The sequence below is a fragment of the Desulfobacter curvatus DSM 3379 genome (assembly GCF_000373985.1).
Taxonomy (GTDB): domain Bacteria; phylum Desulfobacterota; class Desulfobacteria; order Desulfobacterales; family Desulfobacteraceae; genus Desulfobacter; species Desulfobacter curvatus.
Window position 1 is genome coordinate 117,407 of sequence record NZ_KB892901.1, and the last position, 14,739, is coordinate 132,145.

14 protein-coding genes are annotated in these 14,739 nt (G+C 40.1%); 4 read left to right on the forward strand and 10 right to left on the reverse strand.

Annotated features, from left to right (window positions below; translation table 11 throughout):
• Positions 1 to 613: 613 nt before the first annotated feature.
• The 4 genes from B147_RS0101255 to B147_RS0101270 form a co-directional block, all read right to left on the reverse strand.
• Positions 614 to 1,618: a hypothetical protein gene (locus B147_RS0101255; RefSeq protein ID WP_020585445.1), complete on the reverse strand. Its 1,005-nt coding sequence runs from the start codon at positions 1,616 to 1,618 to the stop codon at positions 614 to 616.
• A 188-nt stretch (positions 1,619 to 1,806) separates the two neighbouring features.
• A complete protein-coding gene (locus B147_RS0101260) occupies positions 1,807 to 2,937 on the reverse strand; it encodes an SEL1-like repeat protein (RefSeq protein WP_020585446.1) in 1,131 nt (376 codons plus the stop codon).
• A gap of 68 nt (positions 2,938 to 3,005) precedes the next feature.
• Positions 3,006 to 3,164: a hypothetical protein gene (locus tag B147_RS31570; RefSeq protein WP_020585447.1), complete on the reverse strand. Its 159-nt coding sequence runs from the start codon at positions 3,162 to 3,164 to the stop codon at positions 3,006 to 3,008.
• Between the two features lie 77 nt (positions 3,165 to 3,241).
• The gene (locus tag B147_RS0101270; RefSeq protein WP_020585448.1) at positions 3,242 to 3,517 is read right to left on the reverse strand and encodes a hypothetical protein; all 276 of its coding nucleotides are present in this window, start codon (positions 3,515 to 3,517) and stop codon (positions 3,242 to 3,244) included.
• A 165-nt stretch (positions 3,518 to 3,682) separates the two neighbouring features.
• On the opposite strand from B147_RS0101270, the gene B147_RS27070 reads away from it, so the two are divergent.
• The 3 genes from B147_RS27070 (at position 3,683) to B147_RS0101285 (ending at position 5,472) form a co-directional block, all read left to right on the forward strand.
• Entirely contained in the window at positions 3,683 to 4,012 is a 330-nt protein-coding gene (locus tag B147_RS27070) for a helix-turn-helix domain-containing protein (RefSeq protein ID WP_020585449.1), read from the forward strand.
• A gap of 143 nt (positions 4,013 to 4,155) precedes the next feature.
• The gene (locus tag B147_RS0101280; RefSeq protein ID WP_020585450.1) at positions 4,156 to 4,365 is read left to right on the forward strand and encodes a hypothetical protein; all 210 of its coding nucleotides are present in this window, start codon (positions 4,156 to 4,158) and stop codon (positions 4,363 to 4,365) included.
• 288 nt (positions 4,366 to 4,653) lie between these two features.
• Positions 4,654 to 5,472, forward strand: coding sequence for a hypothetical protein (locus B147_RS0101285; RefSeq protein ID WP_020585451.1), 819 nt, complete (start codon positions 4,654 to 4,656; stop codon positions 5,470 to 5,472).
• 211 nt (positions 5,473 to 5,683) lie between these two features.
• On the opposite strand, the gene B147_RS32630 is transcribed toward B147_RS0101285, so the two are convergent.
• From B147_RS32630 to B147_RS0101310, 5 genes are all read right to left on the reverse strand, one after another.
• Positions 5,684 to 8,704 carry a PAS domain S-box protein gene (locus tag B147_RS32630; protein WP_020585452.1) on the reverse strand — a complete coding sequence of 1,007 codons (3,021 nt, stop codon included), beginning with the start codon at positions 8,702 to 8,704 and terminating at the stop codon, positions 5,684 to 5,686.
• A gap of 303 nt (positions 8,705 to 9,007) precedes the next feature.
• Positions 9,008 to 9,442 (reverse strand): hypothetical protein, encoded by a 435-nt coding sequence (locus tag B147_RS0101295; protein WP_157237714.1) that lies wholly within the window; start codon positions 9,440 to 9,442, stop codon positions 9,008 to 9,010.
• Between the two features lie 92 nt (positions 9,443 to 9,534).
• A complete protein-coding gene (locus tag B147_RS0101300; RefSeq protein WP_020585454.1) occupies positions 9,535 to 10,143 on the reverse strand; it encodes a hypothetical protein in 609 nt (202 codons plus the stop codon).
• Complete coding sequence (locus B147_RS0101305) at positions 10,143 to 10,589, reverse strand: hypothetical protein (RefSeq protein WP_020585455.1); 447 nt, start codon at positions 10,587 to 10,589, stop codon at positions 10,143 to 10,145. The genes B147_RS0101300 and B147_RS0101305 overlap by 1 nt, the downstream gene beginning before the upstream one ends.
• Before the next feature lie 14 nt (positions 10,590 to 10,603).
• Complete coding sequence (locus B147_RS0101310; RefSeq protein WP_026259465.1) at positions 10,604 to 10,801, reverse strand: YwbE family protein; 198 nt, start codon at positions 10,799 to 10,801, stop codon at positions 10,604 to 10,606.
• A gap of 387 nt (positions 10,802 to 11,188) precedes the next feature.
• On the opposite strand from B147_RS0101310, the gene B147_RS0101315 reads away from it, so the two are divergent.
• Entirely contained in the window at positions 11,189 to 11,947 is a 759-nt protein-coding gene (locus B147_RS0101315) for a DUF1016 N-terminal domain-containing protein (protein WP_157237715.1), read from the forward strand.
• Positions 11,948 to 12,393: 446 nt separating this feature from the next.
• Here B147_RS0101315 and recD2 read toward each other — a convergent pair whose 3' ends face one another.
• Positions 12,394 to 14,697, reverse strand: a complete 2,304-nt coding sequence (gene recD2, locus B147_RS0101320; protein WP_020585458.1) for an SF1B family DNA helicase RecD2 — start codon at positions 14,695 to 14,697, stop codon at positions 12,394 to 12,396.
• Between the last annotated feature and the right edge of the window lie 42 nt (positions 14,698 to 14,739).

The window sequence follows — 14,739 nt, forward strand, 5'->3', positions numbered from 1 at the left end:
TAATGATTTAGAATATTTTATATTTTGGCGCTACATGGATTTTTGATGAAAATCATAGACCCAAAAGACATTGATCGCAACGACTTATCCTTCATTAACACCGTAGCGCAGACACAGTTCAATCCCACTATACAGGATTTAGCATTTTAACAATTTTTGCGATAATCAGATCCTTGTATCTTGGGCCTATATCGGAGTTATCCAAAAATAACAAATGATTTCGCGTTCCTTGGAAGCATGGTATACTGATACAGTCCGACAAAATGATTTTAGCGAGAGAGAATGCAAAATTCAAATACACCAGACCCAATCATTCCACCGTTGGAAAGTGCTCCTGACCTGAGAGAATACCGGTGCCCTCACTGTGGAAAATTTTTGTTTAAAGGTAATGTTACCCGCCTGAATATGGTCTGTCACCACTGCCAACAACTGATATCTGTTGATGAAAAAGACCTGCTAAATTAGGAAGAATTGCCCGGATAAAATCTGTTTTGTTAAATTGTGTCCAATTGTGTCCATATTTTTTTAAAGAAAATCCTCCCCGGATGTTGGTCCGGGGAGGAATGAACTTATAATGTCATCTTGATTGTTGTTGGATCAGTAGTTTTTTTAATCAGGATCTATTATGAAAAATATAGTTGGTAACAAATTGGTAGGAACCAGTAATTTCAGCACCCATCCCACAGTTGCCACAATCATTTCCATCTATTATCAAGGAGTTGTCCGATGTCTTTACTGTTAAATCAGGGCAATTCTCCAAAACGACAGTGTTTTTCTCAAGGTTATTAATCAAATAACTGGCAATCGTACAGGTGGAAAACCGGGATGTGTTTGTAGAAGAAGCTACCAGGAATATTTTGGAATTTTTATCATTCGGATCTGGGTATACAAAACCTGCGGTTCCTTCTACCCCTTCGTCATTCATTATAAATATGGAAATTTTCAATTCACTGCGGTTAAGGTCCCCAAGTTCATCGCTGAATGATCTCAGCCATGCACCATAGTCAGCATCCTTTTGGGTGGCTTCCTTTTTAGCTTTGTCTTCAGCTATCAATTCGTCATAAGCATTGGATAGTTTTTCATCATCGGCAGGTTTTTCGTTAGGCTTTTCATTGAAAAAAGTAGTTAACCCTTGATAGATTATAGCTCTTTTCATTGCTATCTCATATCTTTTCCTTAGTTTTTCAATTTTTGCTTCTGCTCTGAACCGACCTATCTCACTAACTTGTTGATCAAATTCTTGCTCAACCACTGCAGGTGAAGGAGGAATGGATTTATAAAAACAAAAACAAAAAAACAGTATAAAAAGAATTAAATATAAATATTCTATAATTTTGTTCTTTCTTATCACCAAAAAGATCGTACTGGCTATTAATAAAGCCGATAAAGTCCATCCAATTTGCCAATAGTTAAGGAGTCCCCAAAAGGAAACAACCTCACTTATCAAAGGCAAAGGCGCTAGAAAAATTCCCCCGCCCCAACGCAAAAGGAAACCGACTTCCTCAAAATCAAGATAACTTTTTATTAAAATAACACGAACTATGTAATAGACCACTAAGCACGCAACGTTATTAGATATTGGAAAAGAATTCTTGTCGTTTTGATTCGCTGAAGTCATGAACAACTCCTTTGTAACCATCTATCGTTTTTTGTTTTAATTCATTCTATAACTATAATCAAAATGGCTATGGTAAGATGATACGATACATATTCAATTTTCAATCTGGATTCTGATCACTCATTTATCCCCTCTTCCATACTGCAATCATTTTCTTGTAAATCAAATTTAAAGCCTCTTTTGCTTTATTAATTGTTGTAACGAGTTTCTCTATCTCGATAGTCTTGAGGTGGTTTAGGCTCCCACTCTGAAGCTTTCTCTTTGGCCTTTTCGATCTCTTCATCAGTCATATTTGATTCAGCTTCTTCAAGAATCTGTAACGCCTCTTCATCGTCCGGTCGGTTTTTTAGATAAATAGCGGTAAAGACATAGGCCATATAATAACTTTGCTTCTGTTTAGGAATAAAATTACCGTAAGCATAGGTATTTGCGATCCACAGTTGTGAATCTGTGTGGCCTTGCATAGCTGCTCTACTTATCCATCTCCAGCCAATTTGGTCATTTTGTTCAACATGTGCACCAGACATATACAGGCGTCCAAGATCGTACAACGCTTCAGTATAACCTCTTTCTGCAGCATATCTCAGCCATTCAACAGCCTTCTCTGCGTTATACCATTCTTTATCATCAAGAAGATGCAACTGACTAAGGATATAACACGCTTTGACGTTTTCCGGATCAGGGTTGTCTTTAAGTGCATCAAGAGCTAAATCATAATTTTCCTCATTGAAAAACCTATCAGCCTTTTCTACCTCTTCATTGGTAACATGTATCTGGCTGTTATCTCCCTTAGTTTTGGCTTCAGGGCCTTCTCCATCGCCTGTATTGATCTCACCACATTTAGGGCATTTCCATGACATAGTATTTTTTACCGCCAAAAAGAACCAAACCACACACCAGGTCATAGCGGTTGACAAAGCCATTATACCGTGCAACCAATAATTCGTTTTATTATTGATGGGCACAACATCCGATTTACAAAACTCGCAACGGCATAAGGTTTCACTCTTTTGTTCGATAGCTTCCTTTTTGAATTTTCTCCACATATTCATAATTTTTCGGAAACACAAGAACACAACAAAATATATAACCCAAAATAAAACCAAACGAAAAATAGATCCTTGGTATTTTGTAGTAGTAAAAACTATGTAGCATATTACAATGGAGCCAATTATCGATAGAAATGAAAATACAGAAGATATGAAATATTCTATCTTCCTTAACTTACCATAGCCTTTGTGTCTTGAGTAATGAGTGAAAGCATCTATGGACATTGCTGCATATACTGATGGTATGACTGCCAACATAAAAAACGTCATAAGAGTTATTCTCCCAACTTTTATTCAATTCCAAACAGAGAGAAGAAAGCCTGAAAACATCATATGCTTCACTTCACTTTTAAAAATGCGATTACCAACAGAACGAAAAAGATCATTACGGCTATGACATCTCCTCCAAATAACAAAACCGCATAGCCGAACAGCCCAATTAAGATAGCAATTGCGCATCCACATCCTGCTTTGCTTCCTGTACCGGTATCAGACATCGTATTGAAACCTGTTTTTATAATTTAAAAAGAATTCTAACGACTGTTGTTACTCAAAGAACTCCACCAAAATCTTTTCAATGGAATGATTCGAACGCAAAATTTCTCCATACAATTCTATTTTCACAAAAACCTACGCCATCTTTACCTGATCCCAATAGAGTTGTATCTACAAAAGCCAATAATTCTCCAGGATCAGAAATATTGCAATTTTTACAAAAGTTCGTTTTTTGTTTTGGTTTCATTTCTTCAGAAAGCAATATTTTATTAGAACCGTGAGCTTTCTGAATTTCTTTGATTTTCTCTATGATTTGAAGACTGCGACTGGAGGCCTTGTTATTCGCATTTCCCATATATCACCTCAGATGTGTAGAAACGTTACGATTTCAAGATCAGATAGATTATGGGATCTACATATATCACCTATTAGTGTCATATTAAAGAAAAAATTACCCCATATCGTGGGTTTCTATAAATCAGCCATCATCCTAAATATAAAATATTAAGGAGATGGCCGGATGACAGAGGTTTTAGAAAATATTGGAAAACACATCAGAGACTTGAGAGGCGAAAAGAAGCTTAGCCAACAGGCGTTAGCCGAGCTGGCTGGTATTAGCTATAAATATCTTGGGGAGATAGAGCGCGGCCAGGTCAATTTATCCGTTGAGATCCTGATCAAAATAGCAGAATCACTTCAAGTGCCCCCTGGAGAGCTTCTGAATGATGTCATTAATGATGAAACCAAAATCGTTTCAAGAATCAAATCTATATTCTCAGAACTATCAAAAAAAGATTCAGACGCTGCACTTGAAATCCTAAACGTATTCTACAAGCACATGAAATCTTAGTGAGAAACAGTGCGGTCGATCCAATTGCGGTTCTGAGTTTATCTATTTTCCACATTAGCCGTTGAATCCTGTTCCCTTTTCTGATAGTCCATTATCTGGACAGTCGATTTCCAACAATCACCGTTTCAAAAGGAAGACGAAAAATGGCTGAGATGGAATGCTATTCATGCGGGGCGTTTTTTGAAGAAAGCGATGGCGAGAACATAGATGGTTATTGGTATTGCGATGATTGCACCACGCCAATAGATTGTAAAAAATGCGAATGCGAATTTACCATCAGCGAATTTGCACATATTGATGATGAATATGATGAGTATGCCCAGCTTTGCCCGGCATGTAGTGCTGGACGGTAATTTCAACCCCATCAATACCACTATACACTGCCTGCCATTTTCCCATTCATTCCCATCTTCATCCCCTTCTATGACGGGATTTTAAAATAGATATCCATAAAGCATTGTTCCAATCCATATTTCTGCCGCAAATAGAAAAGCCGAAACGGTCTCCACTACCTGCTGGATACCTATGCCATCCTTGACAATAACCTGCCTCACCATTATGGTTAACATTTAGATAACAAGTTAACTGAGATAACTTACTATAAACACTTGTATACGATTAACAAAATCGGGGCGGATGTTATGGCAAAATCCACGTTAGGCCTGAAGCTGGAACCGGAAATCGAAGCGGAGTTCAAAAAACTACAGGCCGAGGCTGGCAGCAGGAACGCTCAGGAGTTCGTTGAAACCCTTCTTTCCAATTATGTTGAGCGCAAGGAAGAAACCAATACGGATTCGCCGGTACATAAAGAGCAGGTGAAGGTCCGTCAGGCACTGAGTCAGATAGACCGTGTGGTAAGTGCGTATCTGGAACTTGCTGCAAATGATAAAATCACAGCGGAAACCAAGGCTCAGGAGGTCATCTCAAAATTTGAAAATGCTATGGCCACACTCAAATCTGAAAACCAGGAACTGAAAGCTAAGTTTGATGCTATCCAGGCAGAGCGGGATGAGTTGAAAAAACAAAACGATGCCCTCCATGAGAAAGAAATCAATGTCCAGGATCTGAGAAATGCATGGATGGAGAAAGAAAAAAATCTCACAGATCGTATCTCTGGTTTAGAAGTTGAAGTCTATCAGACCCGCGCCCTCAAAGATCAAGTTATGGATTTAGAAAACCAGATCAAAGAAAAGGTTTCCGTGTTGGCCCTGGCAGATCAGCAGGCTAAAAATGATCAATCTGTAATTCAGGATCTGAAGCAACGGTTAGAAGGGTTCCAGGATAAGGTTGGTTCATTGGAAAAAGATTTAGCCACGGCCAGAGACGAACTTATGGCCGAAAAACTGGAATCTTTGAACCGCATCAAAGAGGTAACCAGTCAGGCCGCCGAAGAAAAAGGGATACTTACCGGGGAACTGAACACCCTCCGCCAGGAACTCGCCCGGCAGAAGGATGTATGACTATTTTTGTTTTTGAAAGATACTGAGCATTGGCAAAAGTATCGAGCGCCCTGTGAATAGTGGTTTTTCAGCTACATTCATAGACATAATCCGGGGTCGGTCTTTCCTCAAAACCAGATACTTTTTGGAAAAATTGTCATGAATACGACGAATACCATTTCCACTACCCCGCAATAGTTTTACTTTTGAAAATTATGTGCAATGTTGAATTTTAATCCTGATCCAGCACCTCCCGAATCTTGATTGCCAGATCCTGCTTCGAGAACGGTTTCTGTATGAAGTTCACGCCTTCATCCAAAATACCGTGGTGGGCAATGACGTTGGCGGTGTAGCCGGACATGAACAGGCGTTTGAGATTGGGGTGTAAGGACAGGATTTTTTTTGCCAGGTCCCGCCCGTTCATCTCGGGCATAACCACGTCAGTCATGAGTAGGTGAATTTTGTCAGTGTGTTCACGGGCAATCGAGACCGCTTCTCCCGGCGTGCTGGCCGCAAGAATTTTGTAACCGCTTCGTTCCAGCATCATGCGGGTCATTCGTAGGATGGAAGGTTCATCCTCCACCAACAAAATGGTTTCATTTCCGTCCATGTCTATTTTGTCTGCTGTTTTTTTCTCCGGCGTTTTAGTGTCAGCCCGATACTGGGGCAGATAAATTCGGAAGGTGGTACCCTGGTCCGGCTCGCTGTAAACGTTTATGAAACCTTCATTTTGTTTAACGATGCCGTACACCGTGGCCAGACCCAAACCAGTTCCTTTGCCCACTCCCTTTGTAGTATAGAAAGGTTCAAACATATTTTTCATGGTGTCTTTGTCCATGCCGCAACCATCATCGCTGACCGCCAGCAGGACAAAGTCACCAGTGTTAAAGCCCTGATGTGTCTCACAATAGGCGGAATCAAAGGTTGTGTTGCCAGTTTCTATAGTGATCTTTCCTACGTCCGCAATGGCATCGCGCGCGTTGACGCATAGATTGGCCAGAATCTGATCGATTTGTGACGGGTCCATCCTGACTTGCCGGATATTTGCGCCGGGTCTCCACACCAAGTCGATATCCTCGCCGATCAGGCGCCGAAGCATCCTGAACATGCTCTCGATGGTATCGTTGAGATTAAGGACCTTGGGTGCGATGGTCTGTTTCCTGGAAAAGGCCAGGAGTTGCCGGGTGATGTCAGCAGATCGCTTGGCCGCAGATAAAATCTCTCCAAGATTTCCGTGCACCGGATCGTCCGGGGCTATGTCCTCAATTGCCATTTCCGTATTGCCGAGGATTATGTTGAGCATATTGTTAAAGTCGTGAGCTACTCCTCCGGCCAGACGGCCTACCGATTCCATCTTATGGGCCTGGAGAAGTTGAGATTCCATTTTTTTTAGATCAGTGATATCTGTGGCGATCTGCATCCGGACTACGCGGCCGTCCGTCCATTCAATAGCCCGATCGTAATTGATATAATACCTTCCGGTGACAGGGTTCTTATCATCCCAGACACGGACTCCAGTAGGATTACCATCTTCGTCAACAAGCTGCTTATTTGTACAACATTCGCATGGTTCTGAGTTGTTCCTGAAGGCACTGTAGCAAATATCACCGGTTTTATCCCCGCCGAAATCGTTTATCATCCTTTTGTTCATGAATAGGATTTCAGAGGTGTCCATATCTGCCACATAAACGGTTGCGTCAATACTTTCCAGAATGGTCAGAATTTTTTCGTGGGCATGGTTCAACTCTTTTTCAGCCTGTTTTCGATCGGTTATGTCCAGGGAGGTAAAAGTGACCCCTTTTGACTGGTCCTGTAGGTCCACAGGTGTAGAACTGAGAAGGACATCCATGATGGTGCCATCTTTTTTCCGCCAACGGGTTTCCACAGTTCCTGTGCCATGGTCAGCTATCTGGGCATATTTTTCTTGACCCACGAATTCAAAGTCTTTATCGCTGGGATAAAGCTTCCGGGCACTTTGGCCAATCAGTTCGCTTTCACTATATCCGGTCATTTCACACAGGCGGTCGTTGACTTTGTTCAGCACCCGGTTGACAACCGAACCAATGCCGACGGGAGCACTCCTGAAAATACTGCTGATCTGGTTTTCATTTTCCCGCAGAGCCTCCATGGCCTGGGTACTCTCAACCATTGAACCGATAAGTTTGGCTGTGGTTTTGAGGCGTTTTTTGGCCATTTCAATAATATAAGGTGGACGGGAATCATATGTCTTGGCTCCACGGAAAAGATCATCGTATTTGAGATGGTAGAGATCAGCCAGTATATTGAGTTTCTGAGGATCTTTCGGCGGATCTCCGTATCCGAAGTTGATCGATCCAATTACATTTTTTCCAGCAAAAATGGGCACGGCGTACAATCGAATGCCACCATTGCAAGCGATGTCCACCGGCTCACGCTTTTCAATGGCCTTTTGGGAACAGTCCGTCCAACAAGATTCATGGCACAGCCAGCGGCCGGATTTAAGTGCTTTAACATTATCACCGGTGTCACAAAGTTTACGCGAAGCTCTGTCCATCATTTGGCACCAGCCCGAAGCAAAAATACCAAAGGCATAGTCGCCGTTAAGCTCGTAGATCGCGGAAGAAGTCCCTATCAACTCCAGGTAGTCATCGGCAAAACCCTTCAGTCGTTCACGCCCTATGGATTTCAGGATAATGCCATCACGATTCAATTCGGTCAGATCGTCATATCCCGAATTGTATTTTTCTATTTTTGACCCGAATTCAGAAAAAGGCTTTCTGGACAGCATCCATTCAATTCGTTTCAATTTATCTTCGGCTTGTTTTTGTGCCGTGATATCATGAAAAATGCAATGGGTCTGCTGAAAGTTACCTATTTTATCCCTGCTTATCTTTCCGGTAAAAGAAACCAGAATTAGATCTCCGTTTTTTTTGACCATTTCAAACTCAACGCCCAGAACTTCTCCGATTGACTTAAACCGGGGAAAATTCTCTTTGAAATGATCCCGCCAATCAGGGTGCAGGAAATCTGAAAAAGATTTGCCAATCACATCTTCGTTTGTATATCCGAGAGTATCCAGCCAAGTTTGGTTGACAACAATAAAATGGCCATTTTCATCAAGTGATTGGTAACCCAATGGCGCTTTTTCATATAATCGTCTAAACAAACTTTCTTTTTCCTGTAACGCTTCTCTGAAATGTTTGTTCTCCGACTCAATGTTTTCTAATTCCTGACTCCGTTTTTCTAATTCTTTATATGTGGGTTTTTCTATCATGACTCGGACCTAAGTGACGGCTGTGGAAAGCTTCACCAGCCTAAACAATCATAAAGAGTTTTAAAGCTCAAGCATCCTTGCATAATGGGCAGGTCTACCAACGCTAAACCATTTGCTTGTTATCATTAAACGTGTATGAAATTTATGTAACACAAATCGACATCATTAAGCAATCATTCCAAGCAAATGAAGTAATTCAAAACCCCGGACTAATGGTATAAAGGCTTTCCAACCCTGCTCCCCAAATACGCGAGACTACCGGGAGTAATGTTATCTCTTGGCCCATTTAAACCATGTTGGATTTCAATTCTTTCTCTCTCTTCTTTTTTGATTTTCGTTCCAGGTATCCCAATCATATGTGAACTGATGAACTTCGGGCAATGGATATCCGAATATAACACCCCATAAATCTGCCGGGATCTCATATTCATATTTTTGTATGAACTGGATTATTTTTGGAAACCTTGAAATGAACACATAAGCGTTACGCACACCTCGGTCTGGCAGACTCCAAAGATCAAATCCTTTTTTGGTTCTTATGGTAAACGCATATGGATACCCTGAAAGAAATTCATATACTTCGAGGATCTTTTTCTTGGTTCCCGTAAAAATAAAGTCCAAAACTGGTTTTTCCAACTGGTCGATCAGTTCAAACCGTTCGAGGTGCTCAAACCCTGTATGAAGGATGCCTTCATATTTTTGTAAAATAAGATCCCCAAGGTGGGGCCTTTTTGTCACAGGTTCCCCTGGTTTACCTATTCCGATTGCATTTTTCATTGTTCCTGTAGCATGTGTCATGTTGTTATAAGACCTGGTTAAATCTGTATCTGTTATCCGATGAGGTGCTTGAGATTTTTAAGTTCCAAAAAACGATCTACAAGCTCTTCGCCATTTGATAAGGACAATAACTCTGGAAACCAATCTTGAATATTTTGCACTTCAGCATTTGGAAATTCAACATTCTGTGAAATTGTTTTGTGGAGCCCAATGTCCTCATCTATCCAGACCACTTTTAAAAAAGGGGCCTGATGTCCGTACCGGAATAACTTTTGATAAGCTGTATTTTCAGACAAAGTAACTTCCAGCCAAGATCCATCCGGCAACAAATAATCCGGATTATAAAAGTGATGAGTTCTCAGTTTCAAATCTTCATGCTTAGATGAAAGATCAACATACCATGGATCGGGCTCTATATGTTCAAATACTGGTTCTGGTTTATAATTTATTCCAAGGAGGTCAAGTGCATTTTTAACTAATACCTCAAAAATCCTTCCTCTCGTGCCGGTTCTGTATATTTTTTTCAGTTCATCAAGACGATTTTCCATGAAGGCATTAATAATTTTGTCCCATTTGTTTTTATTCTTTCGGGAAAGTGGTTCTGAAAATCGAATATGCTCTTTTTTTTTGCAACCCTGATCCTGGCATCCGGAAAAGACCATTACTCTTCCTCCCGGATTACTTTATCCCCAACTGTCTTAATGAATTGATCCAGGATCTTGGCATCCTGCTCATCTGTTGGTCTCCAAGAGTTTCGGAGAACGCGGTTCCCTTCGGCATCAAAACTTATATCCGATATCACCACTTCTGTATATTTCAACCTGGGATCTCCTTTGTGGTACGGCCAGACTTCAAAAACACGTAGGTTGTCTATTTTCAATTGGAATTTATCACAAATCCTGGGGACGATATATTCAACGCAGTTGGTGGTCGGCACTCCCGTGTCATCTCCCTGGTCTACTAAAAGCATCCAGGCAGATTCGGTTGTTGCTTCATGAGCAATAATCAGGTGACAAAACGAATCCATAAGGCTGGGATCGTTCTGCTCTTTTTCGGTCCCTGTGCCTTTCCAGTTGTAAATGGCTGAATATGTGACTTTAAAATACATGATGGATCTTAATTTTAACCGTGTATAACCTTAACCCTACCAACAAGGCCATTTTTCAATCTAACTTTTATGCCATGGGGATGGAAAGGTGATTTTGTTAAAATAGTTTTTACAACACCTTGCGTCAGAGCGCCTGTTCTTTGGTCTTTTTTTAAAAAAATCGAAACTGTTTGCCCTGATTTTATTTGCGCTCTGTTTTGTCCATCTGTCATTATGGTTTTTACCCTTTCGCTATGGAATAAAATGAAATCAATCATAACAATGAATTCATCATTAATAAAACTAAACTTAAGGCTCATAGTACCGCTTATTGATAATTCCAGGCATTTGTATCCCACAAAATGATTAAGTGTATTACATCAACTATGTTTTTTAACCTAAAGCAGCAAAATTATTATCTGGCTGGATGTCAAGTCCAAGAATCATGTGTTAAACTATAAGGCTTATTTATAAATTGAACTGAATAAGCGAGTTCCGGTTGATTCCAGCATCGAATCCTTTTATATTTAGATACATTATTCTATCCAGAATTGAATCTAAAAAGGAATGCCCCATGGATAAACAAACGACCGAAGTGTTAGAAACAAACTGACATTGCCTTGGTTGATCAAGCATATGAGGATTTGTCACAAATTTTCTCTAACCATCTTGAAAATGCTATGCAGGATGCTGGTAAATATCTGATCAAAACATTCTATGAGGATGATATCGAGTTGGCACGTAAAAAGGAATCTCCCAAAAATGAGTCATTAAATCAGCTAATTAAACGTCTCCAAAACAGATCCGCAAGCAGCCCTTCAAAATCGTGGATATATCAATCAATAGGTCTTGTTATTCAGGAGCATGACATGGAAGGAGAAAAGTATGTTTTCCAGACGTTTGGAAGACTTTCTTTAAGCCATAAATTGAGTCTTATTTCCGTCACAAACACCGATTCTAAAAAAGCATTAATCACTGCGGTTGTAGAGGAAAAATTGTCAGTTAGAGAACTTGAAAAACGAAAAAAAGAACTTCAGGGTTCCAGTGAAAGAACGGTTGGCTTTTTAAGCATCTTAAATGATCCTGATAAATTTTTAAGTGATGATGCAAAAGGCCTTGTCGGATTGCCTGCTTTGAAGAAGGAACCGTTGAATAAGCTTAATAAATATAAAAAAAGGGCCACTTTAAAATATAATGAATGTAAAACCCGTATTGAAGAATTGCAGGAAGAGATAGAAAAACAAAAATCATACGCTAAAGGATATCAGAAGCTAATTCCAACTATCGATAATGCGTTAAATATGAAAAAGTCTGCTAAGAAGAGTAGTTCTGATAAAAAAGGTGATAATAACCAGGAAACGATAGAGACTGATGATTAAAAAATAGAGCAATAGCGTTGCTATACCTATTTTCTGATATAAAAACTATCTAAGAAAAGACACTATATTATGAGAAATAACAAATATCTCCTGTGATAAATAGTGCCAACATCTATCAATATTAACTTGGCGGATGTTTATCTTAGAGATACATGTTATTATGGGGTCCTGCTTTTTAGGCAGGACCTCATGAGGCTATTGCCGTTTTTGGGACGACATAAGCCATATAATCTGCAACTTAATTTTTGGCCAAAATACTTACCGAAATATACCACCCAAGGGCTCTATACACGACGGGCTTTTTTACCATTATTTACAGACATCAAACCTATCCACATCGGCTGTTAAAAATAGATATTTCATCAACTGGATAATGATCCTCATTTCAGATAAAAACAAAATTTGCAAAATATCCAAAATCAGTTAAGCAAAAAATAAATCCGTTATCAAGATGCTAACATATCCTTCAACCCGGTTTGTCTAAACTCCTTACTTGTAAATTTTCCGACATAACCTACTAATACTACAAGTTGTTTGGCTCTTGTTAGAGCCGTGTAAAGTAAGTTTCTGGAAACCTTACGATCCTGTTCTGATACATAAATAATCACAGCATCGAATTCACTGCCTTGGGATTTATGGATAGTTATGGCATAAGCAAGATCCAATTCTTTTATGTCATCATGATTGTAGCCTACTAAGCGCTCCCCTGGATAAGCAACGGTACATATTGAATGATGATCAGATCGATTGACACCAATGTTTACGATGGTGCCAATGTCGCCGTTAAATACTCCTAAATCATAATTGTTTTTACAGTGGATGACCCGGTCTCCAACCCTAAAAAGTTTATTCTCAATCTTCAGCTGTGGTTTGCTTTTGTCATATGGGTTGATGATATCCTGCACCTTTTGGTTGATCTGTGATGCACTATGGTTCATTGGTGTGAGGACCTGAATCTCAGATGCATCCTTTTCTGACTTTAACGTTTTATACAACTGGCAGATAAATTCAGAAGCACTATAACCCGGTTTAATTACATTTGGAGCCTGGTCCCTTTTCATAAGATCAGGTTTTTCCCACATATAAGATCTCCTTGTCTTCACATGGTTAATGGCCGTATCATTTAATTCTTGACAACCAGCCTCTTTCGTAAAGAAAAAATAACAATCACAAAATTGTTCAGACATCTTAATTCCATTGATCTCCGACAGAATATACTTGGCTGAGAAACCTGATCTGATCTGATATGCATGGTGTAATATGAGAGAATTTTCAGTTTGACGAAACACCTTGGTTAACTGATATACATTAACTGCTTTGGAATCAATGAGGTCTCTTAAAATATTACCTGGGCCAATTGATGGAAGCTGATAATGATCGCCGACAAATAGGACCTGGGTGCTATCAGGTATCGCATGTAATAATGCTGCCAGGAGCCGGATATCCAGCATGGAAGATTCATCAATGATAACGAAATCTGTTTTGATACGGTTATTTTCATTGTACTGATAAAATTTTTCAGATTTACATCCAAGTAGGCGATGGATGGTTTGTACGTTCTCACCAGTTATTTCTGATAACCGCTGAGCAGCCCGCCCTGTTGGCGCTACCAAGTGGAATGTTAACGCCAGCGTCTTTAAAATATATACGATAAGTTTTAACGTTGCAGATTTACCAGTACCTGCGCCGCCACTGATGACAGAATATTTTGAGCAGACAGCACCAATAGCCGCATCTTTTTGTTCTTCACTTAATTGAAATTCTTGTACTTGATAGCGTTTGACCAAGTCCTTGATCCAGTCAAGGTCAACTTCTGGTGGGATGTTGTTCCTTGATATCTTTTGAGCCACATACTGCTCTTCTTCATAAATGGACGATTCATAATAACATGGCTGTGGAAGCTTATTGGGTGGAGCCAATAAATGCGATTTAACAAACTGTTGTTGTTCCATATCGGTGAGGATATTGTTCAGATTTTCAGAAACATCTATACCCCATACTTTTTTTAAATACCTACTGATCTGGAGTACTGTCAGGTAACAATGGCCTAAGTTTTGACAATTCGTGAGGAGGTATGAGATGGCAGCTTGTATCCGGTCCTCGTTGTCAGGTGCGATACCGATGCTTAATGCAAATGGGTCTACATCGGGAAATCTGATATCGTCCAGGTCTTCAAGCAACCGGTATGGGTTCTCTTGCATCTTGCCTTGGGTGAACCCGCCATAGATAGCGTATGCCTTAACTGCATGGGAACAGGTCAACCCATGACGTTGAAGAAAGAGCATGATGTCGGTTGTGATGTTATGTTGATACCATGAGTCCAAGAGTAACGATATCTTTTTTGTTGATAGTCCCGGTACCTCGGTTAATGCGGTCATGGCGTTGGGATCGTTTAACACGTCTATGGTCCGTTTTTGAAAATGGTTGACGATCTTTTTTACTGTACTGTGACCAACACCGTTGATGATACCTGAGTTAAGATACTTTTTGATGGCAGTTGGTGTTTTCGGTAGTTGTTCATATGCGTACTCTGCATAAAATATAGGTGTACCTTCAAATCGCCAATCCCCTCGAAAGGACATACTGACGCCGATATGACATGCCGGTAAGTGGGTGATGATGGATATGGTTCTACGCTTGGGAGCAGGTTCCTTGATCTGTAAAAGAGTATATCCCGTGTTCGTGTTATGAGATACGATCTTTGTAACTGTGCCATGGATTCGATAATGGGGTTGTTTATGTTGGTTCATAAGTATGATCCTTGTGGGGAAAAATGTTGTAACTGTGTCGTA